Genomic DNA, 24,576 nt, shown 5'->3' with positions numbered 1-24,576 from the left:
GGCATCCTTTTTCTGGCTTCTTTAGCCAGGAAAAGATAAAGCGTACAGCAGGAAATAGCTTCTAATTACTCGACCCAAGATTTGTAATATTGACCGTCGTCCAATCCCATCGCTTCTTCGGTGACCATTAAGGGACGAAAGGTATCAACCATAACCGCTAATTCGTGGGTTTCTGTATGACCAATGCTGCGTTCCATAGCACCTGGCGCCGGTCCGTGAGGAATCCCTTTTGGATGTAGTGTAATGTGACCTTGCTCTATATTGTTGCGACTCATGAAATCCCCATCTACATAATACAAAACCTCATCACTATCTATATTACTGTGATTGTAAGGCGCAGGAATGGATTTTGGATGGTAATCGTACAATCGTGGAACGAACGAACAAACAACAAAAGTTGAAGTTTCAAAAGTCTGATGCACTGGTGGTGGCTGGTGTACCCGACCTGTTATAGGTTCGAAATTATGAATACTAAATCCGTATGGAAAATTATAACCGTCCCAACCTACTACATCAAAGGGATGTGTGGCATAAACGAATTCATGCATCATTCCTTCTTTCTTGATTTTTATTAGAAAATCACCTTTTTCATCGTGCGTTTCTAATTCTGTTGGCAAAATAAAGTCGCGCTCGCAAAATGGAGAATGTTCTAGATGTTGACCTGATTCATTTTTATAGCGTTTTGGCGTGTAAAAAGGAGCAAATGATTCGACGTAAAACAATCTATTTTCCGAAGTTTCAAAATCAATTTGGTAAATCATTCCACGTGGAATAATCAAGTAATCTCCATATTCGAAAGAAATATTTCCCATCATGGTGCGCAATTTTCCTTTCCCTTTATGAATGAAAATCATTTCATCGGCATCGGCATTTTTATAGAAATAACTGCGTAATGATTGTCTGGGTGCGGCTAATCCTATGATACAATCTTTATTGATCAACATGGCTTTACGACTGTCCAGAAAATCGTTCTCCGGCTTTAACTCAAAACCTTTTAAAAGTAATGATTTGATGTTTTTTCCAATGGCAATTTTTGGTTCTACTGAATAGGATTTTAAAATTTCCTTTACCTGTGTTGGTCTGTGAACGTGATATAGTAATGAGGAATGGCCATGAAAACCTTCCGTTCCAAAAAGCTGTTCGTAATACAAACCACCTGTAGGCTTTTCAAATTGAGTATGTCTTTTTTGGGGAAATTTTCCCAATTTATGGTATAAAGGCATGATTTTTTTGCTTAAAAGTTAAAGTTTAAAAGTTTATCGTTTTATCGAAATAAACTTATTTAATTAAATCAAAAAAAATACAATCTATTCCGGATTCCTCTTAATGAGGAATTGCAGATATCCTAACAAACCGTTCCAAATTGTTTTCATAATAACAAATATCGGAATTAAAATTCAAATAAATTACAATTAAAACATAAACCCGATGCTAAACCATGTAAATCCTTTAGGCTGTTCCGGGGACCAGGAATATTTTATTTCTATAGGTCCAATGACTGTTTCTAAACCATATCCTACGGCATAGCCAGAATATTTTGGAATTGAAACCCAATCCACGGTCTCAAAAATCCGATCTCCAATATTAGCAAAATTTGCCGAAAAATTGATGTGGTTTTTTTTATAAAACTCATAATCTATCGTTCCTGTTGATTTTATATAACTATTAGCGGCCACACTTAAATAATCGTATCCATATAAATATTTGAAATTATTAAGCGGATTATATCCATATCCTCCTAAAATAAAATTAAAAAAAGCAACGCTTTCCTGACCAAAAGAAAACCCGGCATCGGTTTGGAATTTTACTGTAGCGTTCTTAAATAAAGTTGCGGCTACACCAAAATCTGCTTTAGCAATAGAAAACGGTTGAAAATCGCCCGTGTAATTGGACGAAAGCAAATAGGTTTGAATATCACCAGTAAAATACCATCCTTTTTTAGGAAAATATTTATTATCAAAAGAATCAAATTTCATGTAGCCAAAAAGACTGAAGTAATTACTGTTGTCAATTATTGGATCTACATTGGCGAGTGTTTCTGATTTTATTTTTAAATATTTGAGCTCGACTCCGCCTCCTATCAGAAATTTTTGAACAAATAAAGACTGGAAATACGCTTGATTTGTCAAGTCCGTAAAATCTACATTAATCGAATTTATATCCGGATTATTAAACGTTGTACTGCTTATTTCTTTGGCTACATTCCTGTTAAATTGGTTGTAATAAGATTTAAAACCAAAACTCAAATTAAATCTATTTTCGATATAATAATCTAAATTGTATCTAATATTATCTCCTAAAACAATATCCAGAGAGGCTATATCATTTTTAAAAAGTGTTTTTTTACGGGTCAAATTTACCAAAACGCCACTTTTGAATAAATTATCATAATGCAGGCCAAATTTTAAATAGGTTTTTGTTGAATTCTCTTCTAAATTTATGTTCAGGTCTACACCCCTTTTATTAGGTTCCAATGAATATGAGATAGAGCTGAAATTTTTGGTTGCATTGATATTATTAATGCCTTTTAATAAATCATCATAGCACGTTTTTACTCCGGGCTTAAATCTTAGCTTCCCTATGACATACTCTTTCGTGTAATTCTTTAATTCATTGCTGTTTATTGCTCTTATTTGAAGACTGTCTGACAGTAGTTTTAACTTGGGCTTCGTGTAGGGATTGGACGCATCAACAAGTTGTTTGAGTTGCTCATAAATCCCAAATGTTGCCTCTTCCCCTTTTCTTATTATTTCCTTTCCCTTGTCAAATGAGATCACACCATATTGTGTAACGTCTGGTCTAATGTAAATATCAGTATCCGTTACATTTTTTTTCATTCGCTCTATAGATTGAAGATTGGTGATTTGAACTAAAATTTTAGTAGCATCCTTGAGTTCTGTTCGGTCTAATAAATCATTTTGAACATCAACTCCTATAATGATATCCGCACCTAATTTTCGCACCTCTTCAATGGGATAATTATTAACAACGCCTCCATCTACCAGAATTTTTCCGTCAATTTCCACCGGAGAAAATAAGGAAGGAAATGCGGAACTGGCTATCATGGCCTGTGCCAGATTCCCTTTGTTCAATAAGACTTGCTCTCCCGTTTCAATATTAGTTCCAATACATAAAAAAGGAATTGGAAGCTGGTTAAAATCCTTTATGTGTCTTACGTTTCTGGTAATTCTGCTCAATAAATTATAATTGTAGATCCCTTTAGACAAAGCTTCTGGAATTCCTATTTTGAATTTGTCAAACGGCAAAACCAAAGCATACAATTCGTCATTTCTTTTTTCATAAAAATTCTTGGAAGACCTGGGGATAAAATCATTTATTAATTCATTGAAATCGGTCGCTTGAAAAATAGAATCGATCTGGTTTGCATTGTAACCTGAAGCATACAACCCTCCAATAACTGCACCCATACTGGTTCCGCCTATGTAATCAATCTTGACACCCGCTTCTTCTAACACCTTAAGGACTCCTATATGAGCAAATCCTTTTGCACCACCACCGCTTAAAACCAATCCTACTTTGGGTCTTTTTTGCTCCTGCGAAAACACCATCAAACTAGTAAAAACAAGAAATATTAGTGCAATTTTCTTCATAAGCAGCAATTTGGCAGTACTAAAACTGGACGCGATTGGGTATTATTTGTCCAAGTTTAGATACTCTAGATTAATCATTGATTTGTTGCCTTGTAAAATTCGGTAATTTTTTTGGCTTTAGACACACCTATAACGTCCGAAATTTCTTTTTCTGTTGCTAATTTCAATCTTTTAACACTTTTGAAGTGTTGGATCAAGGTCAGCATCGTTTTTTCGCCAATACCGGGAATGGATTCTATCGAAGAATTCAGTGCTGCTTTACTCCTTTTGTCCCGGTGATGCGTTATCCCAAAACGGTGCGCTTCGTTGCGTAATTGCTGGATTATTTTAAGGGTTTCTGATTTTTTATCTAAATATAACGGAATAGAATCACCCGGATAAAAAAGTTCTTCGAGCCTTTTGGCAATGCCAATTATGGCTATTTTTCCGCGAAGACCCAATTCATCAAGACTCTTCAGTGCTGATGACAATTGCCCTTTTCCACCGTCAATAATTATTAAATTCGGTAACGGTTCCTTTTCGTCCAGCAATCGTTTGTACCTTCTATAAACCACTTCGGTCATTGAAGCAAAATCATCCGGTCCTTCGACTGTTTTTATATTAAAATGGCGGTAGTCTTTTTTGCTGGGTTTTCCATCTTTAAAAACCACACAAGCCGCTACAGGATTTGTTCCTTGAATATTCGAGTTGTCAAAACATTCAATATGTCTTGGCTCTACAGGCAATCGCAAATCTTTTTGCATTTGTGCCATAATCCTTTTTGTATGACGGTCTGGATCTACAATTTGCAGTTGTTTGAGTTGTTCAATTCGGTAAAACTTAGCGTTGCGAATGGATAAATCCAAAATTTGCTTTTTATCTCCCAATTGCGGAACAGTTACTTTTATATTCTCCCCTAAATCAACGGGAAACGGTACGATTATTTCACGCGACAGCAATTGAAAACGTTCCCGCAGTTCAATAATTGCTAATTCCAGTAATTCTTCATCGGTTTCGTCAAGTTTCTTTTTGATTTCCATCGTGTGTGAACGAATAATCGAACCGTGCGAAATTTGTAGAAAATTTACGTACGCCGCACTTTCATCCGATACAATCGAAAAGACATCAATATTCGTAATTTTTGGATTTACAATCGTGGAACGCGACTGGTAATTCTCCAACACTTCGATTTTCTCTTTTATTTTTTGTGCTTCTTCAAAATGCATGTCGGCGGCCAGATTGGTCATCACCCGCTTGAAATCCTTCATGCTTTCCTTGAAATTCCCTTTCAGGATTTCGCGAATCGCATCCACTTGCTTTTGATAATTTTCTAAAGTTTCTAATCCTTCGCAAGGCCCCATACAATTACCAATATGATACTCAAGACACACCTTGAATTTTCCACTTTCGATATTGCTTTTACTCAAATCATAATTGCAAGTTCTAAGCGGATACAACTCTTTGATCAGTTCTAAAATAGTACTTACGGTCTTGAAACTAGTATACGGCCCAAAATATTCCGACCCGTCTTTGACCATTCTCCGAGTCGCAAATATGCGCGAAAAAGGTTCTTTCTTGATGCACAACCACGGATAACTTTTATCATCCCGCAATAACACATTGTAGCGCGGCTGCAAGGTTTTTATTAGGTTATTTTCTAGTAAAAGGGCATCGGTTTCCGTAGGAACCACAATGTGTCTTATGGTCACGATCTTCTTAACGAGCACATTGGTTTTGGCCGTGTCATGAATTTTATTGAAATACGAAGAAACTCTTTTTTTTAAATTTTTGGCTTTGCCTACATACAAAATTTTCCCTTCCTTGTCGTAATATTGGTATACGCCTGGATTATCAGGTAAGGTTTGGATTTGTAAGGCTAAAGTTGTTGGATTCATGTAACAAAGTTAATCTCAAAAATCCCGAAATACAAATCTGATTTTTAGAATAGCACTTTATTTCATTTCTTGAATGTTCCATTTATTTTTCATTACGTTTAGACCGTTAGACCTAAATCGTTTTATTAAGTTACCTATCAAATGCTTTAAATTATACCATCAGTAGTGACAAACCGTTACTTACTAATTGAAAATCAAGCCAATCCTGAAAAATCATTAAAAGTGGGTATAGTATCTATTCTTTATTATCTTAACTTTATAAATTATTAATTTAAACCTTACTAATTTATGAAACAGCAAAACAGCGAAACCAAAAATACTATTACCCATACTATTACTTGTGATTAGTATGTTTACAAGTTGTACCGAAGAATTGTATGATGAAGCAATTGCAACGCAATTTAAAATAACTTCACAAAAGATCCCTTTACAAGAAGTAGTCTCTGAAATTAATACTGTTCAAATCCAGATTTTTGCAAAAAACAATGCGAGACCAGAATTTACAGCAGAAAAACAGCAGAAAACAAAAGAAAATAATACCAACTTTATAAAAATTATTAAAAAAGACGATTACACGACATACTCCCTACTACTAAACAATTATTCAAAAGAAAAACCATTTTTTTCATTTTTAATAATTACCAAGAAAGAAACCGTTGAAAAAGCAGGTATAGCAAAATTTACTCCCACCAATCCTATTGCTGTTTTTGACGAGAAAACTTTTACAGGTACATTTCAAATTTTCGATATTTACCATACTGTAATTGTACAAACTCAATTTACAAACGGGGTTGCTCAAAATGGTCGAAAAACATCCAAAAACACTGCTAAAAGTAATAGCTGCACGACAAATGTAACAACTATTGTACATAATTGTACAAACGGCGGAAATCATGCACCAGGTGTAAAATGCGGCGATAATCTTATTAATGATGGTTATTACGAATTTTTAATAACAACAACTTGCAATAGTGCTCCCGCTATAAATTACATCTCTGCTCCAGACGCTTTTGCGGGTCAAAGCGCAACCAGTGGTAGTGGAAATAGTTTGAGTTTTAATAATGAGGTTTTGTCTTTTCTTTATCAATTAACAGAAGAAGAATATGCCGTTGTGGTTGCTAATCCTTTACTAGTTAAATATTTAGAGCAGTACAATGTTTCTGTAGAAAGCAGAGAATTTGCGTACCGTGTGATTTATAGTGTGATTTACAATAAAGAAAATATGAATTTCTTTAACGAAACCATACAATATCAAATTGATCAAAATTGGTCGCAAGAAAGCGCTGATTTTGCACAAGAAATGCGAATTAGAAAGTTCGATAATCCAACAGTTTTCAATTCTATTACTCCTTTTTTAATTGAAAAAAATATTGATGACGCTTTACTCGATCCTTGTAGTAAAGACGTATTTCAAAAAATAAAAAACACTACTAATTGTGATTTTGCAAATGTATTTGCCAAACTTGGTGCTGACAACTCTATTTACAATACGACTATAAAGACGGAACATAATAGTGTAATGGTTAATGGGCAACTACAACAGGTAACAACACCCGCCAATACAGGCAGAACAACACTTGGAACCAAATATAATTATACAATGTATGTAAACCCCGATTATAATGGGAAATCGAAATTATTTATTGCTGCTTTATTATTACACGAAATGGCACATGCTTACTTTTTCAGTTTGGTTGATGATTACAATATGGGAGCAACCAATTCTTTTAACGAACTTCCTATTTTGTTTAACGCCGCAGTAGTAAACCAATTTCCAATAGGACCTGATTTACACCATGAAGAAATAGCCAATAGTTATGTAAATGCAATAGCTGCCGCATTACAAGAATTCCAACCGGGGTTCCCTCAACAAGTTTATGACGATTTAGCTTGGGGGGGATTATATGGAACTTCGATTTTTGACACTTTATTACCCGTTGGAAACCCTAATAGAGAAAGAATAATAAATAGATATGCTTGTGAACAAACTGGCAACCCTCAGGGTCTAGGCACTACAAATCAACAAAACCCGATGGGTCAACCTTGTAATTAATAAAGTCATGAAAAAAGTATTGGTAATCAGTATAGTTTTTTTAGCGTTATCCTGTTCAGTTAAAAAAAACAACAGAGATCTCTCTGAAACAATAAATTCAATTGTAAAGGAAAGTGATATTACAAAAATAGAAGGTGATATTATTAACGATTTTTTAGAGGTAGAACTTAAAAAAGATCGTTACAAATCTTATAAAAATTATCCAATTTGTATTATTAAAGAAAGAATTAGCAGATTGTCTTCATTAATCATCTATGAATATTGTTATAAAGATAGGTATTTACCTATAAAAAATTCTACTAATAAAGATTGGATTCTTAACGAAGTACAAATAAAAAATATAAAGGATACTTTAGTTAATACTATAGCACATAATTGGAAAGTTTCGGATTTTACTTCGATTAATGTTTCAATTATAGAATCGAGTGAGTTAACAAAAAGTATTAAAGAAAATAATTACAAAAAGTATTCTGAAACCTTAATTCTTAACTTGTCAACTCCATTAATAATTAATGATAAAAATGCATTTATAACTTTTAATGCTAATCTTGGATGGAAAACAATGGACAGATTTACTGCTTTAATGAAGAAAAATAAAATAGGAAAATGGGAAATAGATTCGTATTATTATGATCCTAATTCTACTTGGTAAATAAATACTAGCTCAACAAAGTAAACCCTAAAAAAACTGCGCAAAGGACTCTGGATCTTTGCGCAGTTTTTAAGTTTTACTATACAAATGAAAGTGAACGAAGGTTAGGAAAATTTGTCGCTACTTAGAATTTGTAATGCTAAAGTTGTTGAATTCATATAACAAAGTTAATCTCAAAAATCCCGAAATACAAATCAATACTCTTGAAATCGTTCTGGCAAAATTTTTATCAGAATTTTAGTTTCTAATTCGTTATTATCCTTATTTTTATCCTTTCAAGAACTTATGATGAAAATCAATACCACACCTATCGTTCTTTTTGGCGAAAGCATTATTCCTGGCGAAAGCAAAACGATCAATGTCGAAATTGCCAGACTACACACCACAACAAAACTGAACATCCCCATTATGGTAAGACGCTCAAAGTTTGAAGGTCCCATAGTGCTTTTCTCGGCAGGAATTCATGGCGACGAAATCAATGGCGTCGAAATCGTACGACAGCTCATTCACAAAAAAATCAACAAGCCAAAAAAAGGTACAATCATTTGTATTCCAATCATAAACGTTTATGGATTTGTAAATAAATCGAGAGAATTTCCAGACGGTCGGGATTTAAACCGCGTGTTTCCGGGAAGCAAAACGGGTTCATTGGCCAGCCGATTTGCGTTTTATATTTTAGCTGAAATCATGCCTCTGATTGAATATGCCGTCGATTTTCATGCCGGTGGAGCCAGCCGTTTTAACGCACCACAAATTAGAATAACGCATAACAATCAGGAATTAAAAATTCTGGCCGATGTCTTTAATGCGCCTTTCACCTTATATTCCAGAAACATAATGGGATCCTTTAGGAGTTCCAGTGAAAGAATGGATGTCAAAATGTTGCTTTTTGAAGGCGGAAAGTCATTAGATATCAATAACGCTATCGCCGATGAAGGTATAAATGGAGCGAAACGTCTGCTTTCGCACCTTGATATGCTGGACCCAAAACATACTGTAGTTCATCAGAAATCCGACACCATTTATATTGAAAAATCAGGCTGGATACGAGCCAAATGCTCCGGATTATTACATGATTACGACACTATTGGGAAATTTGTAAAAAAAGGAACTATTCTTGCCACCATAACTGATCCGTTCGGAAAGTTTGAGCGAAAAGTAAAAGCGCCAAACGACGGTTATATCATAAATGCCAATCATTCCCCGATTGTGTATGAAGGCGATGCCATTTATCATTTGTCGAATGCTTTTGGAGAAGAAGGAGAATAAAATTATTAAAATGGACAAAACTGCGTTACGAAAAAAATACAAAGCCTTACGAAATTCCCTTTCAGAAAATGAAATCGAGGAAAAGAGTTTGGCTGTAGCCAATAAAACACTCACACTTCCTCTTTGGGAGAAAACCTATTTTCATATTTTCCTACCCATAACAGAACAAAAGGAAGTCAATACAGAATTTATTCTTCACATATTATCCGGAAAAGACAAAGAGATTATTGTTTCCAAAGCTGATTTTGCCACCCGAAAGATGACGCATTTTCTTTTGACTGATAATACCCGAATCAAAAAAAATAAATATAACATTCCCGAACCGGTAGATGGTATTGAAGTTCCTTCTACTAAAATCGATGTGATTTTTGTTCCGCTTTTGGCTTTCGACAAAAAAGGACATCGGGTGGGTTACGGCAAAGGATTTTATGACAAATTTTTATCAGAGTGCAAACCGGATGCAATCAAAATTGGACTTTCTTTCTTCGAACCCGAAGAATTGATTACCGATATTTTTGAAGGCGATATACAACTGGATTACTGTGTGACTCCGAATCAAGTTTATAAATTTTAATCCGTACTTTTGTAACTGATACAATCCACTTAACTTATGAGAACATTCAAAAATTCAAGATTTGCCGTAAGCGTTATGGTCATCCTTTTTGCAGTTTCCTTTTCAAGCTGCAGTATTCACACTGGAACCAGCAGATCATCCTATAAAGCTAAAAAACTACCTCCAGGTCAAGCAAAAAAAATATATGGCGGGAAAAGCGCTAAACAATATGCCCCCGGACACAATAAAAATTAATACAAACAAAAAAGACTTGCTCAAATCAGGAACAGGTCTTTTTGTATGTTATAAAAAACGTCGAACCTATTCGTGATGAAAAGCTTTTTTGTTGAAAAAAATCAAGATTCCAACTCCTGTTGAAATCGCCATATCGGCAATATTGAAGATAGCGTTGAAAAAAGTAAATTCTTTTCCGCCCCAAACAGGCAACCAGCTGGGTAGATTTCCGTGCCAAAAAGGAAAATAAAACATGTCTACCACTTTTCCGTGAAACCAGGTTCCATACGGTTGATCCGCAAATAAAGTAGCGACTTCTTGCTGACTGTCATCAAAAATAATTCCGTAAAAAACAGAATCGATGATGTTCCCAAAAGCACCTGCCAAAATCAATGAAATGGCAACAATTAGATAGTTAGAACTATTTTTTCTTTCTATAGAATCCCATAGCCAGTACCCAATTCCGCCTACAGCAACCAATCTAAAAAGGGTTAAAAATAATTTTCCGTAAACCCCCGGAATTACTGTTCCCCATGCCATTCCATCATTTTCAATGAAAAGGATTTTGAACCATTTGAATACTTCGACTTCTTCCCCTAAGATAAAATTAGTTTTGATGTAGATTTTAGTGACTTGATCAACAAGCAGTAAAATAAAAATAAGGAGATAGGCTTTTCGTAATGACATTTTATAAATTTTAATGGCGCAAAAATAGCAATTTAATCAAAAAAAACGCTCCCAATGGAGCGTTAAATATTGTTTAACTAGTAGTTTATCGTTGCAGGTTCTTTGCTTCAATACTCATTGTAGCGTGAGGGACAATTTTCAATCTTTCTTTCCCGATTAATTTGCCTGAGACTTTACACACTCCATACGTTTTATTTTCGACACGGAAAAGGGCATTTTTCAAATCCCGAATAAACTTTTCCTGACGAATTGCCAGTTGAGAGTTTGCTTCTTTAGACATCGTTTCGCTTCCTTCTTCAAAGGCTTTAAAAGTTGGAGAAGTATCGTCAGTTCCGTTATTTAAATCATTCATGTACGCACTTTTTATCAGATCTAAATCAGCCTGTGCTTTTTTAATTTTCCCAAGGATTATCTCTTTGAATTCTGCTAAATCAGTATCAGAATATCTTGTGATTTCATCTGTCATCTTATATTATTTTGAAATTAATATCATTGTTTTTATTTCATCAAATGTTATTTCCGTACCGTTTGTTATTTCATCTACAAATACCAATTCACTGGTCAGTGTTTCTGATTTTATATAGGCTTCATTTTCTAAAATTGCCTGCTCTAAAAGTCCGTTTCTCTTCAGTTGCACTTTAATTTTATCCGTAACTTCAAATCCGGAATCTTTACGAATATTCTGAATTCTGTTTACTAATTCTCTGGCAATTCCCTCTTGTTTTAATGCTGGTGAAATTGTAATGTCCAGCGCAACCGTTATTCCGTTAGCGTTTGCTACCAACCAGCCTTCAATATCCTGTGAGGTAATTTCGACATCTTCTTGTGTTAAAATTACGGTATTTCCTGCAATAACAATACTTAGGCTTCCATCCTTATCCAATTGGCTGATCTGTGCCGCAGAAAACCCTTGTATTTCCCTAGAAATCAACCCCATATCCTTTCCAAAACGGGGTCCAAGTGCCTTAAAATTAGGCTTGATTTGTTTCACCAAAACACCGGAAGCATCATCCAAAAGTACGATTTCCTTCACGTTTACCTCTGCTTTTATCAGGTCAGAAACAGCTTCAATTTCGGCTCTTTGATTGTCGTCAAGCACCGGAATCATTACCTTTTGCAACGGCTGACGCACCTTGATCATTTCCTTTTTTCGGAGTGATAAAACCAATGATGAAATGGTTTGTGCTTTCTGCATTTTGCTCTCCAACATTTTATTAACATAGTTTTCAACCGAAATTGGAAACTCGGCCAAATGTACGCTGTCATATTTTTCCGACTGTGTTGCTACAGTTAAGTCTCTGTAAAGTTTGTCCATGAAGAACGGAGCGATTGGCGCACCAAGTTTACTTATGGTTAACAAACACGTATATAAAGTTTGATATGCCGCGATTTTGTCTTGTGCATATTCCCCTTTCCAGAAGCGTCTTCTGCACAAACGAACGTACCAGTTACTCAAATTTTCCTGAACAAATTCAGAGATTGCGCGAGCCGCTTTAGTTGGCTCATAATCTGCATAATAGGTATCTACATCTTTTATCAAGGTATTCAATTCAGAGATAATCCATTGGTCAATTTCCGGTCTTTCGCTTAATGGAATCTCTGCTTCTTCATATTTGAAACCATCAATATTAGCATACAAACTAAAAAACGAATACGTGTTGTACAAGGTTCCAAAGAATTTTCTACGAACTTCCGCAATTCCTTCTAAATCAAATTTCAAATTGTCCCAAGGATTTGCATTCGAAATCATGTACCAACGCGTCGCATCTGGACCGTATTCTTTTAATGTTTCAAATGGATCTGCGGCATTGCCCAAACGTTTAGACATTTTTTGTCCGTTTTTGTCTAAAACCAATCCGTTAGAAACTACATTTTTATAGGCAACTTTATCAAAAACTAATGTCCCAATGGCATGTAAAGTATAAAACCAACCACGCGTTTGATCCACTCCTTCAGCAATGAAATCAGCAGGAAAATCCTTATTTGCGTCTATTTTATCTTTGTTTTCAAAAGGGTAATGCCATTGCGCATAAGGCATGGAACCAGAATCGAACCAAACATCAATCAAATCAGCTTCACGTGTCATTGCCTTTCCAGAAGCAGAAACCAAGGTGATTTCGTCGACTACATTTTTATGCAAATCAACTAAATCGTAATTGGATTCAGCCATATTTCCAATTTCAAAACCTTTAAAAGGATTTTCTTTTTGAAAACCTGCAGCGATAGATTTTTCAATTTCGTTGTATAATTCTTCAACAGAACCAATTAAGATTTCCTCTTGTTTATCTTCAGTTCTCCAAATTGGCAATGGAATTCCCCAGAATCTGGATCGCGATAAATTCCAGTCATTGGCATTTTTTATCCAGTTTCCAAAACGTCCTTCTCCAGTCGATTTTGGCTTCCAGTTAATCGTTTCGTTCAGTTCGAACATTCTGTCTCTAACCTCCGTGATTTTTATGAACCAGGAATCCAATGGATAATATAAAATCGGCTTATCGGTTCTCCAGCAATGCGGATAACTGTGGACATATTTCTCTACTTTGAAGGCTTTGTTTTCTTCTTTTAATCGAATGGCAATTTCAACATCTACTGAACGCTCTGGCGCTTCACCGTCGTTGTAATATTCATTTTTCACATATTTACCGGCATATTCGCCCACATGTGAGGTGAATTTTCCTTGTAAATCTACTAATGGAACCGGAGTTCCATTTTCATCCAGCACCAACATCGGCGGGATTTCTGGCGTAGCTTCTTTTGCTACTCTTGCATCATCAGCACCAAAAGTAGGTGAGGTATGTACAATTCCTGTTCCATCTTCGGTAGTTACAAAATCTCCTGAAATTACTCTAAAAGCATTTTCAGCATTTTGATACGGAAGCACCAATGGCATTAGTTGTTCGTACCGAATATCAACTAAATCAGCTCCTTTGCATTCTGCTAAAACCTGAAACGGAATTTTCTTGTCGCCTTCTTTGAAATTTTCAAAATCAGCAGGTTCTGTACTTTCAAAGAACCCTTTCCCGAATTGTTTTGCAACTAATTTTTTAGCCAAAATCAATGTTGCCGGACGAAATGTATATTGATTGAATGTTTTTACTAAAGCATATTCAATTTTTAGACCTACAGTCAAAGCGGTATTACTTGGCAATGTCCAAGGCGTTGTCGTCCAAGCGAGGAAATAAAAATCCCCAGCCCAGCCCTCCCCTTTGGGGAGGGAGTCGAGTCCGAAAGCCTTTGATACCGAATTTTCAGTTTCAGCTCCCTCTCCTTTGGAGAGGGTTGGGGAAAGGACTTTAAATTGTGCCACAACAGTCGTATCCGTTACATCACGATAACTTCCTGGTTGGTTGACTTCATGAGATGACAATCCTGTCCCTGCTTTTGGGGAATAAGGCTGAATAGTGTAGCCTTTGTACATCAAATCCTTGTTGTAGATTTGTTTCAAAATCCACCAAACCGTTTCCATATATTTGGATTTATAGGTCACATACGGATCTTCCATATCAACCCAATAGCCCATTTTTTCGGTCAAATCGTTCCATACGTCTGTATAACGCATTACGGTTTTTTTGCACGCTTCGTTGTATTCTTCGATGGAAATGGTTTTTCCAATATCTTCTTTGGTGATTCCCAATTCTTTTTCGGTTCCTAATTCCACCGGCAAGCCATGCGTATCCCAGCCGGCTTTACGCTTTACCTGGAACCCTTTTTGAGTTTTATATCTGCAAAAAATATCTTTAATGGCGCGTGCCATTACGTGGTGAATTCCCGGTAATCCATTTGCCGAAGGCGGCCCTTCAAAAAACACGAATGGGGTGTTTCCTTCACGAGTGGTTACACTTTTCTCGAATATGTTTTCCTTCTTCCAAAAATCAAGTACCTCTGACGCTACAGTTGGTAAGTCAAGTCCTTTGTATTCAGTAAATTTTGTGCTCATTTTATCCTTTTCTAAATCGAGGTGCGAAAGTAAGGAATAGTTCTGAATTATGAGTTATGAGTTACGAGTTTTTGCGTGAGGGATGGAAGAGGAAATCCCTTTATGAAGTTTACGAAATAAAAGATTGGAACGAACAGCCCGACCCGAAGTTTTTACGTAGGGTCACGCCCGAATTTCTAGGTAAAAACTTCTTTTAAAACATCCAGCGATTTTGGTTTTCTTGAAACTTTTATGGCTTTGCAATTTTCTAAAGTGAATTTGTTTTGAAAGAATTTGTATTAAATACAATTTCTTATCAAATTGAGGTATTTAACCCTTATTTGTCATCATCATCCAGTTCGAAAAAATCATTAACTGATTTTCCAAACAACCTTGATAATTTTAGCGCAAGAACTGTTGATGGCACAAAGCGATTGGTTTCAATTGAATTTATAGTTTGCCTTGAAACTCCTATTTTCTCCGCTAATTCCTCTTGAGTTAAATTTAAAATGGCGCGTTCTACTTTTAATCTATTCTTCATTACACACCTTTTTTAAATTACTAAAATTCAACAATATGACAACGAAGAACATTAATAGTTAACTGCTATTTCCTCGTATTTTTTATTGAGTTACGATATTCTAAAAAAAATAGCATGACAAGAATTAGGTATCCTGCTGCTTTTATCCACTTGCTAATATTGTAGTCCGTAAATAATTGTAACGAAATAATAGTTATTGAAATCAAAATCAAAATTAATTTTATATACTTCATATCAATGATTTTAAATAGTTAGCAACCTATGTGTTTTTTAAACTTTTCCTTTTTGTTTTGATTTTGATTCCATAAAGTTAATTAGTTAAAGCTTATTTTCCATAAAGAACAACAAAGTTGATTAAAAGATAAATATACTTTACTTTTTGATGCAAAATTAAATTATGAAGAATTTTTTTGTCCTATGAAAAAACCTCTTTCAAAACGTCCAATGATTTTGGTTTTTTAAAACCATCCAAGTGGAAACTGTAGTAATCGATCAGTATTCTTAAAATGATTTGCCGTTCGATGACATGGAATATTTTTTGATCGGTATCGAATTTCAAATCGATTAGTTTTTTGAACAAATTGCTTTCATGTTCCGTGAGCGAACTGATGGCATTGAAAGGCGTAAAGACACCTTCGTTCATTTCGAAAAAAGGCATGTCCATATCAGAAATATCCGGATAAAAACCCAGATATTTTGTGGTTTCCAATAATAAAATCAAATGAAAATTAGCAATTTCATCGTGATTGTCGAGCCAATGCAAAGCGGTTTCCAGAAAGGTAAACAGATGTTCATTTGCCTCTTCTTCGTGAATGGAATGGTGTAGCATTTCGGAAATAAACATTACAATCGTGCTTTTATAAATATCCGAATGTATCGAATGAAAAGGAGTCCCGATTTTTATTTCCTTGAAATTTTCTAAAGTACCTTTGTTTTTATGAACGGCTTCAATTTCGAGTATCGTCAAAGGTTGAAAATAAGCAATTTTTTGATTTGATTTTCGACTCGAAAAAGCATCCCGAACGAAGTACGATTTCAAGCCATGTGACAGCGTAAAGCATTTCACAATTAAGCTTTTTTCTTGAAATTTTAAAGATGAAAGAACAATGGCTTTGGTTTTTACGAGCACAATTTTAATTTAAAGATTGAAAATTCATTCCTTTAGATTATCTAATTATCATTACTTTTTTAACTTTAGTTTCCACTCCGTCTTGTGCCGAAATAAAAATCATATACACCCCGGAAGCCACTTTATATTTCCCAAAGGCGGTGGTATCCCATTCTATTGTTCCGCCTTCGGAAGTGGTTTCATAAACCAGATTTCCTCCAATATCAGTGATTTTAATGTTGGCTTTATCCAGTAATCCGGCAATTTTAACGGTTCCTTGGTATTCCGGTCGTACCGGATTTGGATACACATACGCGTTACTTAAATCATCATTAGCAGCAGTTGCAATTCCTTTGAAAGAAATCAGCCCTTTTGCAGTAGCAATAAAAACTTCGCCCGTAGCGCTATTGATCTCAATGTCATTGATCACATTGCTGGGCAACGGCGAGTTGCTTATTGTAAAATGATATTTGGTTTCCTGACCGTTTGGCGAGACTAAAAACAAACCGGAATCAGCCGTTCCTATCCATTTGTTATTGGCACCATCAACAGCAATATCCGTAATAAACTGTTCGTATAACAATTCTTGGGCCAGATTATCGTCTGTAATAATTATGGGATTGGTCGTCATCTGGTCATCCGATTGAAAACTACTTACATTTGACAAAATTCGCAACCCTTTTGTAGTACCGATCCAGAGCTGGTTTCTGGTATCTATTGCAATAGTTCGAACATCCGAAACTGGTAAATTACCCAAATCAGCGCCTGTTGTTATTTTTTTAAATCTAGTGTTACTTTCGTTAAAACCAATCACACCATCACCATTCGTAGAAAGCCATTTGGTTCCATTTCTATCTATTGCAATTGTTCCAAAATTGTTGTCATTTGGCGAGTCCAAAATAGCATCCATCGCATAACTTTGCCATTGACCCGAAGGCCTCAAGACTTTCAATCCATTTTTTATTCGGCTGTTGGTAACCCAAAGATTTCCTGTTTTGTCAAATGCGGTTCCATTGATCCTAATGTCTTTATAATTAGGCCCTGCAAAGGTTAATGACTCTAAGCCGCTATTGGTTTGATTGTACAAAATTTTTGGTACGTCATTTTCTATTTTCAACAGTCCTGAGAAAAAAGAACTGGCATATACTTCGTTTTCATTGCTTGGATTAACTATAATTCTGGTCATTGATTGCGCTCCTAAAACTGCTTCATACGGAATATTCAACCACCCTGTAGCGCTAAATTTACTAATCCCATAACTGTCTAACGGATACGGATTATAATCGGACGTATAATCTCCGTAAACCACCCAAAGCGAGCTGGGCGCCACCTGAAGCGAAAATATATTGTTTCTTGACGGACCAATGGGTGTTATGTTTTCAAAAGTTACCCCCAAAGAAAGCGTAGTTGTAGTCAATCCATTTTCTTTTGTTCCAATAAAAACAGTGTCGCCTATTATAGTAGCACACGTAAAACTAATATTGGGTTCCGGCAGTTGATTGGTGTTTATTTGATGTACCAATGCCATTTGGCTGTTATAAATATAAATCCTGCTTAAAGTTGTAACTACTAAATAACCATCCGATGTTCTCATATCCAATGCAGGTTGAGAAAGCCGGACAGATCCCGCAAACGAATCCGTAACCAAATTAAATTTATGAATGTATCCCGAAGCGTCCACAGCATACAGATTTAAACCTACTGTTGTTATGCCAGACCAGATTCCAGAGGCTATTGTGGTCCATTGGTTAAAATCGACTAAATTCTTATTAGAAACAGCAGCTCTTTTTATTCCATTATTTGTGGCAGCATAAATAAAACCATTGTACAATGCGGTTTGGCTCACACTGATTTCGGCACCGGCATTCCCAATAAAATAAGTATCCCCAAATTGCATGGTGGCCAAATTAAATTGGACAATACCAAAATCACACGAGAGATAAGCTATCCCTTCAAATTCCATGAAATGATTGATTTTCTTTATATCCGAAGGAAGTTGTTTGTTGATAATATCGACTACATTGAGCATGCTTCCATCAACTTCATTAATCACGATTAGCAGTCCGTTTTCATATCCTACAATTGTTTTATTGGAGGCTGTACTATGAAATACCGACGAGATGGTTTGTCCGGAGAGTCCATCTACTGTATTGGTGGTTTTGATTATATTACTGGTTGTGTTTTTAGAAAACAACGCATTTTCAGAAGCAGCAAAAACGGCTGTTGCAGATACGGAGACATCTTTTATTTCATTATAGGAGAAATAACCCTGCCACGACAAATCGTTTTGAGCAAAACCCATTTGCACAAAAAGTAGCAGCAAAAAAAATAAAACGCTCTTGTTCATTATCTGTATGACTATTGAATTACAAATATAGAACAAACGAAAGTCTTAGCATTTTGTTACACACAAAAAATGCCTTCTGTCCAGAATAAAGACAAAAGGCATTTTATACAATAATTAAAGCTGATTTACACGACCCCTTGTGCCAGCATAGCATCTGCTACTTTTACAAATCCAGCAATGTTTGCTCCTTTTACATAGTTCACATATCCTTCTTCGTCCGTACCATATCTTTTACATTGATTGTGGATTCCTACCATAATCTCTTTTAGTCTGCTATCTACTTCTTCACTGGTCCAGTTTAAACGAATAGAATTTTGTGTCATCTCTAATCCAGAGGCTGCAACACCACCTGCATTTGCCGCTTTACCTGGTGCAAAAAGGACTTTTGCGTTTAAGAATTCTTTGATAGCTTCTAACGTACATGGCATGTTTGCTGCTTCGGTTACACAAATAACTCCATTTGCAATTAAGTTTTTTGCATCTTCCTCGTTCAACTCATTTTGAGTTGCGCAAGGAATGGCAATATCTGTTTTTACTTCCCACACACTTTTACCTCTGTGGAAAGCGGCATTTGGATATTTTTCTAAATACGATTCGCATCTGTTATCGCCTCTTGCCCTCATCTCTAGCATAAAGTCAATTTTTTCTCCGAAAATACCTTCCTCATCATAAATATACCCATCCGGACCTGAAATAGTAACTAATTTTCCGCCAAGGTCATTTACTTTCAAAGCGACTCCCCAAGCCACATTCCCAAATCCAGAAATGGAAACTGTTTTTCCATTGATAGTTTGGCCTATGGTTTTAAGCATTTGTTCCGCAAAATAAACCACTCCATACCCTGTTGCTTCCGGTCTGATCAAAGAACCTCCGTAAGCCAGTCCTTTACCGGTTAACACTCCAGTAAATTCATTTTTTATTCTTTTGTATTGACCAAATAGATACCCAATTTCCCTGGCTCCAACACCAATATCTCCTGCAGGAACGTCTAATTGTGGCCCGATGTGTCTGCACAATTCCGTCATGAAAGACTGACAGAAACGCATCACTTCCCCATCTGATTTTCCTTGTGGATCAAAATCCGATCCTCCTTTTCCTCCGCCCATTGGCAAAGTGGTCAGACTATTTTTGAATACTTGTTCAAATGCTAAAAACTTAAGCACTGATAAATTTACCGTATGGTGGAAGCGTATTCCCCCTTTGTATGGTCCGATTGCTGAATTCATTTGAATTCTAAAACCTCTGTTAACCTGTATTTCACCACTATCGTCAACCCACGGAACACGAAATATAATCGACCGTTCTGGTTCAGCTATTCTGAGAAGCAAATTTTTTCCGTCGTATTTTTTCTGTTCTGCAATAAATGGGATTACAGTTTCAGCGAATTCCCTAACAGCTTGAATAAATTCAGGTTCATTTGGATTTTTGGCTTCAACTTGAGCCATAAATTCATTTACTTTTAGTAACATAGATTATAAATAATTGATTAAGAAAACGATTTCGTTAAACTATACAAAGATACATTTTATAAAAATATTCAGACTTAGTTTTTCCACTTTATCAATAGAATTATTTTTTTATTACCCATTTGCAATCAATTGTGTATAAGATATACCATTTAATCTAAAATCACTATGACTTTCGTAAGTAAAATAAGAATTTGTAAACTTATTTATAATTTTATTTTTATTAGTGAATGATGTTTTTATATATTTGTCAGGATTAGAAAATTTATCCCCCTAATGATCAAACAAATAACCCTGCTTACCCTTTTTTTTTTTGGTTTTTACCTCATTCTAATGCACAATTCGGTGGTTTTTCGCATGAAATAGGAGTGGTTGTTGGGCCTGTTGCTTTTCAATCTGATTATGGGGAACGAAATGACCTTTCAACAAACTCAGGAAATACAGGTATAGGAATAGGGATTATTCATTATTTGAATTTTTCTTATAAAGCCGACTGTAATTGTTATACCCCGGAAACGTATTTTAACAACCACTTCAAATTAAGAAGTGAGCTATCGTATAATAAAACCTACTTAAAACACTTTGGCGAATGGGTCGCTCCAGAGAAACCCTCACTGGAAGCAGATCAATTGCGCGCAATGACAGGAAGCACTGCTGTTACTAACATTGGAATGCAACTGGAATATTTTCCCTGGAGTATTCGTGATTTCAGTTCCCGAACAGGAAGCTTAGGACCTTTTATAAGCCTGGGAGGTCAGTTTAGTTATTACAATGCAAAAGCTTCGTCCTCACTAGGCCCTTTAGGAACTCCGTTAACTACATTTCCTAAATATCTAACCCCAACTGATGGTCGTCCGTATGGGTTTTCTTCTGAAAGCGGATCTGTCTGGTCCGTGGTATCCAGCGTGGGAACCCGCTATAAATTATCTCCATTATCGGATTTAATGGTCGACTTAAGAATGCAGTATTATTTTTCCAACTGGGTAGATGGTTTAAATCCTAATCCGGAAATTTATAAAGAAAACAAAGCAAACGACTGGCTGGTCTGGTTTAATGTAGGGTATATTTATTATTTGTAATAATAATGGCAATACTTTTACACAACAAACCCCCAACTCTAAATTAGAATTGGGGGTTTGTTTTTATTTTGAAAAAATCTTACGCTAAGGCTTGTTTCAAATCTTCCAGTAAATCTTCGATATCTTCGATTCCTACGCTTAACCGGACTAAATCATCTGTGATACCAACTGCTGCCCGTTTGTCTTCCGGAATTGATGCGTGAGTCATCAAAGCCGGATGATTTGCTAATGATTCTACACCTCCAAGGGATTCTGCAAGGGTAAATACGTTAATTTTTTCTAGAAAAGCAATAGCATCTTCTTTTTTACCAGAAACAAAGGTAAACGAGACCATTCCTCCATAACCGCTCATTTGCTTTTTTGCAATTGCATGAAACGGATGGCTTGGCAATCCTGGATAATACACCGTCTTTACTTTTATATGATTGTCTAAAAAATCCGCTACTTTCTCTCCATTCTGACAATGTCTTTCGACACGCAAATGCAACGTTTTTATTCCTCTAAGCACTAAAAAACTATCCATTGGCCCTAATGTAGCTCCAGTTGCAAATTGTTGAAAATGCAATTGTTCCCCAAGCGCCTCCTCTTTTACAATTAAAGCTCCCGCAATTACATCAGAATGACCGCCAAGATATTTCGTCGCCGAATGCATGACAATATCAGCACCTAAGTCTAATGGTTTTTGTAAATAAGGCGTTGCAAAAGTATTATCAACTGCGAAAAGTATTTTCTTTTCTTTGGTGATTTTAGCAATTTCCTGAATATCTACTAATTTCATCAAAGGATTTGTTGGCGTTTCTACCCAAACTAATTTTGTGTTTTCAGTTATCAATGACTTGAATTTCTCTATGTCATTCATATCCACAAAATGAAATTTTATTCCGGGATCTTTGTAAATACGGGTAAACATGCGATAGGTTCCTCCATATAAATCATCCATTGCTATAATTTCATCCCCTGCTTTGAAAGAACGCAAAACACAATCTGTAGCCGCTAACCCTGAAGAAAAAGCCAATGCTCGGGTTCCGTTTTCTATACTTGCTAATGCATTTTCCAGTGCGGTTCTGGTAGGATTTGCAGCTCTGCTATATTCATAATCCGGATTTATGGGTTGTCCGGGACTTGTTTGTGCAAATGTAGATGTTTGATATACCGGTGGCATAACGGCTCCTGTGCTTGGGTCATGGTGTTGTCCACCGTGAATCACTTTAGTATTAAATTTCATATCTTCTAATTTTAAAATGCTCGATTGTTTTACAAATTTACCGTTTAATTCATTCTTACCAAGCCTCAAGTAGGTCCCTTTGTGTTTAATTATCTGTTAAAAGATGAAATACATTGTCTTATTTTCACTTATCCTTTTTTCTATCACACGGTGCTCTAATGAATTAGTTTTTGAATACCAGAATTTTGTAACGACAACTACATTACACTGCAAAAAGCCATGTCCTACAATAAGCTTAAAAATCCCAATTGCTAAAGAACTCCCAATTGCAGCAGACAGCATTAATAAAAAAGTATTTTCTGTACTGAAGAAAATTATTTATTTTGGCGAAAAGCCATACACTGCATCAAATTACAAGGAACTAACGACTGCTTTTATTGGTTCCTACGAAAAATTCCAAAACGATTTTCCGAATGATACCTTTGGATGGGAAGCTCAGGTTGAAGAAAGCATAAAATACAAATCTGAAAATATTTTAAATTATAAAAGCATGTCTGACCACCAGTCTTTCGGTTTAATTTACTCCAACAGAGGTCTTTTGGGGATCTGATTCTAAAAACACGAAGACAACTTGTTTTACAAATCAAAAATCCAATTAGTCTATAGCTTTAATTCGGGATACCATCAGTGCTATCAAAAATCCAAAAATACCTATAAATGCGAATGAAAATCGCAGACTGGACAACTCAGCGATGTACCCTATAATAGGCGGACCCATCAAAAATCCAAGAAAGCTTACGCTGGAAACTGTGGTTAGGGCTACGCTGGGAGAAACGTTTGGTGTTTTCCCGGCAACACTATATACAGTAGGCACAATAGTAGAAACGCCTAGTCCTACAAACATAAAAGCGAGGGTTGCGGGAATAATAAAAGGAAAAAGTACTGCTGTAAAAAGTCCTGCCGAAATCATGATACCACTTATTTGTAAGACTCTTTTTCTTCCAAATTTACGGATCAGTCCATCCCCTAAAAAACGCCCACCTGCCATCATAATCATAAAAGAAGTGTATCCTAAAATCACTAATGGTCCGGGTGCTTTGATAACATCTTTGAAATAAACGCCGCTCCAGTCAAACATAACACCTTCACTGGCCATGCAACAAAAGCCAATGACACCAAGCCAAATTAAACCGCTATCTGGTTTTGAAAACATTTTTTTCTTCTCGACTTGGATCGTTTCTTTGGCTTTGACCAAAAAATTATAATTAAATGCCATCATCAATAGTACTATTCCGGCAACAATCAAAAAATGAACATACGGAGTCAACTCAAATGCCAGCATACCCAATCCTACTAAAGCACCTGTAAATCCGGCAAAACTCCACATCCCATGAAAAGAGGACATAATTGTTTTTTTGAAAAGTACTTCTGTGTAAACACCCTGTGTATTCACGGCTATGTTAGACAAGTTTCCAAAAATTCCAAACACGAATAATCCCAATGACAATTGCCAAGCCGCAACAGCCAAGCCCAAGTTTGTCAAGCTAAAAACATAAAAAAGCAAGGAAAAAATCAAGATCCGATGACTGCCAAAACGAGTGACCAATTTACCGGAAAAAGGCATCACCACCAGTTGTCCTAGTGGCAAAGCAAATAAAATACTCCCTAAATCCCCTTCGCTTAGGTGCAATGCTGTTTTAATATCCGGAATTCGGCTGGCCCAAGTAGCAAAACACAAACCCATACCAAAATAGAACATAGAAACTGCCCAACGAATTCTTTTCAGATACGAAATCTTAGCATCTTTATATGTTTTCTTGAATTTAGCTTTCGTTTTTGACCTTCCTAAAAAGTTTAAATCTATCAAAGTGATTTGTTTTAGAATTTTATTGTGCCAAAATTACAAAAAGCAACGATTGGTTGTGTCAAAGCCACACATTTGATGCGAGCTACAACGTTATTGTTCATAAAAAGTAATTCCCGCGAATTCACTAATTTTCACAAAAGTTTAAAAAAATTAG

General features: G+C 35.8%; 19 protein-coding genes. 7 read left to right on the top strand and 12 right to left on the bottom strand.

The annotated features are described in order from the left end of the window. Positions 1 to 65 precede the first annotated feature (65 nt). The 3 genes from EKL98_RS02190 to uvrC all read right to left on the bottom strand — a co-directional run bounded on the left by EKL98_RS02190 (position 66) and on the right by uvrC (position 5,485). On the bottom strand, positions 66 to 1,223 hold the full coding sequence (locus tag EKL98_RS02190) for a homogentisate 1,2-dioxygenase (protein ID WP_126561430.1): 1,158 nt from the start codon (positions 1,221 to 1,223) through the stop codon (positions 66 to 68). Positions 1,224 to 1,412: 189 nt separating this feature from the next. Beyond that, entirely contained in the window at positions 1,413 to 3,611 is a 2,199-nt protein-coding gene (locus tag EKL98_RS02185; RefSeq protein ID WP_126561429.1) for a patatin-like phospholipase family protein, read from the bottom strand. Positions 3,612 to 3,685: 74 nt separating this feature from the next. Continuing rightward, positions 3,686 to 5,485, bottom strand: a complete 1,800-nt coding sequence (uvrC, locus tag EKL98_RS02180; protein ID WP_126561428.1) for an excinuclease ABC subunit UvrC — start codon at positions 5,483 to 5,485, stop codon at positions 3,686 to 3,688. 349 nt (positions 5,486 to 5,834) lie between these two features. Here uvrC and EKL98_RS02175 point away from each other — a divergent pair, with 349 nt between their 5' ends. From EKL98_RS02175 to EKL98_RS02155, 5 genes are all read left to right on the top strand, one after another. Beyond that, entirely contained in the window at positions 5,835 to 7,538 is a 1,704-nt protein-coding gene (locus EKL98_RS02175) for a hypothetical protein (protein ID WP_126561427.1), read from the top strand. A gap of 7 nt (positions 7,539 to 7,545) precedes the next feature. Further along, positions 7,546 to 8,190 carry a hypothetical protein gene (locus EKL98_RS02170; protein ID WP_126561426.1) on the top strand — a complete coding sequence of 215 codons (645 nt, stop codon included), beginning with the start codon at positions 7,546 to 7,548 and terminating at the stop codon, positions 8,188 to 8,190. 288 nt (positions 8,191 to 8,478) lie between these two features. Beyond that, positions 8,479 to 9,459 carry a succinylglutamate desuccinylase/aspartoacylase family protein gene (locus EKL98_RS02165; protein ID WP_126561496.1) on the top strand — a complete coding sequence of 327 codons (981 nt, stop codon included), beginning with the start codon at positions 8,479 to 8,481 and terminating at the stop codon, positions 9,457 to 9,459. A 10-nt stretch (positions 9,460 to 9,469) separates the two neighbouring features. Continuing rightward, positions 9,470 to 10,033 (top strand): 5-formyltetrahydrofolate cyclo-ligase, encoded by a 564-nt coding sequence (locus EKL98_RS02160; protein ID WP_126561425.1) that lies wholly within the window; start codon positions 9,470 to 9,472, stop codon positions 10,031 to 10,033. Positions 10,034 to 10,069: 36 nt separating this feature from the next. Next, a complete protein-coding gene (locus EKL98_RS02155; protein WP_126457638.1) occupies positions 10,070 to 10,267 on the top strand; it encodes a hypothetical protein in 198 nt (65 codons plus the stop codon). A 66-nt stretch (positions 10,268 to 10,333) separates the two neighbouring features. Here EKL98_RS02155 and EKL98_RS02150 read toward each other — a convergent pair whose 3' ends face one another. The 7 genes from EKL98_RS02150 to gdhA form a co-directional block, all read right to left on the bottom strand. Then, on the bottom strand, positions 10,334 to 10,933 hold the full coding sequence (locus EKL98_RS02150; RefSeq protein WP_126561424.1) for a lipoprotein signal peptidase: 600 nt from the start codon (positions 10,931 to 10,933) through the stop codon (positions 10,334 to 10,336). Positions 10,934 to 11,018: 85 nt separating this feature from the next. Continuing rightward, the gene (locus EKL98_RS02145; protein ID WP_126561423.1) at positions 11,019 to 11,399 is read right to left on the bottom strand and encodes a TraR/DksA family transcriptional regulator; all 381 of its coding nucleotides are present in this window, start codon (positions 11,397 to 11,399) and stop codon (positions 11,019 to 11,021) included. A 6-nt stretch (positions 11,400 to 11,405) separates the two neighbouring features. After that, positions 11,406 to 14,870 (bottom strand): isoleucine--tRNA ligase, encoded by a 3,465-nt coding sequence (gene ileS / locus EKL98_RS02140; protein ID WP_126561422.1) that lies wholly within the window; start codon positions 14,868 to 14,870, stop codon positions 11,406 to 11,408. Positions 14,871 to 15,186: 316 nt separating this feature from the next. Further along, entirely contained in the window at positions 15,187 to 15,390 is a 204-nt protein-coding gene (locus tag EKL98_RS02135) for a helix-turn-helix transcriptional regulator (RefSeq protein ID WP_126457642.1), read from the bottom strand. A gap of 415 nt (positions 15,391 to 15,805) precedes the next feature. Then, positions 15,806 to 16,519 carry a DNA repair protein RecO gene (gene recO, locus EKL98_RS02130; RefSeq protein WP_126561421.1) on the bottom strand — a complete coding sequence of 238 codons (714 nt, stop codon included), beginning with the start codon at positions 16,517 to 16,519 and terminating at the stop codon, positions 15,806 to 15,808. A 37-nt stretch (positions 16,520 to 16,556) separates the two neighbouring features. Beyond that, on the bottom strand, positions 16,557 to 18,845 hold the full coding sequence (porZ, locus tag EKL98_RS02125; RefSeq protein ID WP_126561420.1) for a type IX secretion system anionic LPS delivery protein PorZ: 2,289 nt from the start codon (positions 18,843 to 18,845) through the stop codon (positions 16,557 to 16,559). Between the two features lie 125 nt (positions 18,846 to 18,970). Then, positions 18,971 to 20,314 (bottom strand): NADP-specific glutamate dehydrogenase, encoded by a 1,344-nt coding sequence (gene gdhA / locus EKL98_RS02120; protein ID WP_126457645.1) that lies wholly within the window; start codon positions 20,312 to 20,314, stop codon positions 18,971 to 18,973. Positions 20,315 to 20,673: 359 nt separating this feature from the next. Between gdhA and EKL98_RS02115 the strand changes: the two genes are divergently transcribed. After that, a complete protein-coding gene (locus EKL98_RS02115) occupies positions 20,674 to 21,390 on the top strand; it encodes a THC0290_0291 family protein (RefSeq protein ID WP_126561419.1) in 717 nt (238 codons plus the stop codon). Positions 21,391 to 21,469: 79 nt separating this feature from the next. Here EKL98_RS02115 and EKL98_RS02110 read toward each other — a convergent pair whose 3' ends face one another. Then, the gene (locus EKL98_RS02110) at positions 21,470 to 22,615 is read right to left on the bottom strand and encodes a cystathionine gamma-synthase (protein ID WP_126561418.1); all 1,146 of its coding nucleotides are present in this window, start codon (positions 22,613 to 22,615) and stop codon (positions 21,470 to 21,472) included. Between the two features lie 103 nt (positions 22,616 to 22,718). Here EKL98_RS02110 and EKL98_RS02105 point away from each other — a divergent pair, with 103 nt between their 5' ends. Next, complete coding sequence (locus EKL98_RS02105) at positions 22,719 to 23,165, top strand: hypothetical protein (protein ID WP_126561417.1); 447 nt, start codon at positions 22,719 to 22,721, stop codon at positions 23,163 to 23,165. Between the two features lie 45 nt (positions 23,166 to 23,210). Here EKL98_RS02105 and EKL98_RS02100 read toward each other — a convergent pair whose 3' ends face one another. After that, positions 23,211 to 24,422: an MFS transporter gene (locus EKL98_RS02100; RefSeq protein ID WP_126452111.1), complete on the bottom strand. Its 1,212-nt coding sequence runs from the start codon at positions 24,420 to 24,422 to the stop codon at positions 23,211 to 23,213. Positions 24,423 to 24,576 lie beyond the last annotated feature (154 nt).

The organism is Flavobacterium bomense, assembly GCF_003970355.1.
The sequence above is the reverse complement of the archived record's forward strand: the minus strand, read 5'-3'. Positions and strand labels throughout refer to the sequence as shown.

Bases quoted from the DNA above. Each gene is read 5' to 3' on its own strand.
- gdhA (WP_126457645.1), bottom strand. From the start codon at position 20,314: ATGTTACTAAAAGTAAATGAATTTATGGCTCAAGTTGAAGCCAAAAAT.
- EKL98_RS02135 (WP_126457642.1), bottom strand. From the start codon at position 15,390: ATGAAGAATAGATTAAAAGTAGAACGCGCCATTTTAAATTTAACTCAA.
- EKL98_RS02185 (WP_126561429.1), bottom strand. From the start codon at position 3,611: ATGAAGAAAATTGCACTAATATTTCTTGTTTTTACTAGTTTGATGGTG.
- EKL98_RS02110 (WP_126561418.1), bottom strand. From the start codon at position 22,615: ATGAAATTTAATACTAAAGTGATTCACGGTGGACAACACCATGACCCA.
- EKL98_RS02105 (WP_126561417.1), top strand. From the start codon at position 22,719: ATGAAATACATTGTCTTATTTTCACTTATCCTTTTTTCTATCACACGG.
- EKL98_RS02150 (WP_126561424.1), bottom strand. From the start codon at position 10,933: ATGTCATTACGAAAAGCCTATCTCCTTATTTTTATTTTACTGCTTGTT.
- EKL98_RS02170 (WP_126561426.1), top strand. From the start codon at position 7,546: ATGAAAAAAGTATTGGTAATCAGTATAGTTTTTTTAGCGTTATCCTGT.
- EKL98_RS02190 (WP_126561430.1), bottom strand. From the start codon at position 1,223: ATGCCTTTATACCATAAATTGGGAAAATTTCCCCAAAAAAGACATACT.
- uvrC (WP_126561428.1), bottom strand. From the start codon at position 5,485: ATGAATCCAACAACTTTAGCCTTACAAATCCAAACCTTACCTGATAAT.
- EKL98_RS02155 (WP_126457638.1), top strand. From the start codon at position 10,070: ATGAGAACATTCAAAAATTCAAGATTTGCCGTAAGCGTTATGGTCATC.
- EKL98_RS02165 (WP_126561496.1), top strand. From the start codon at position 8,479: ATGAAAATCAATACCACACCTATCGTTCTTTTTGGCGAAAGCATTATT.
- EKL98_RS02145 (WP_126561423.1), bottom strand. From the start codon at position 11,399: ATGACAGATGAAATCACAAGATATTCTGATACTGATTTAGCAGAATTC.
- ileS (WP_126561422.1), bottom strand. From the start codon at position 14,870: ATGAGCACAAAATTTACTGAATACAAAGGACTTGACTTACCAACTGTA.
- EKL98_RS02175 (WP_126561427.1), top strand. From the start codon at position 5,835: ATGTTTACAAGTTGTACCGAAGAATTGTATGATGAAGCAATTGCAACG.
- EKL98_RS02160 (WP_126561425.1), top strand. From the start codon at position 9,470: ATGGACAAAACTGCGTTACGAAAAAAATACAAAGCCTTACGAAATTCC.
- porZ (WP_126561420.1), bottom strand. From the start codon at position 18,845: ATGAACAAGAGCGTTTTATTTTTTTTGCTGCTACTTTTTGTGCAAATG.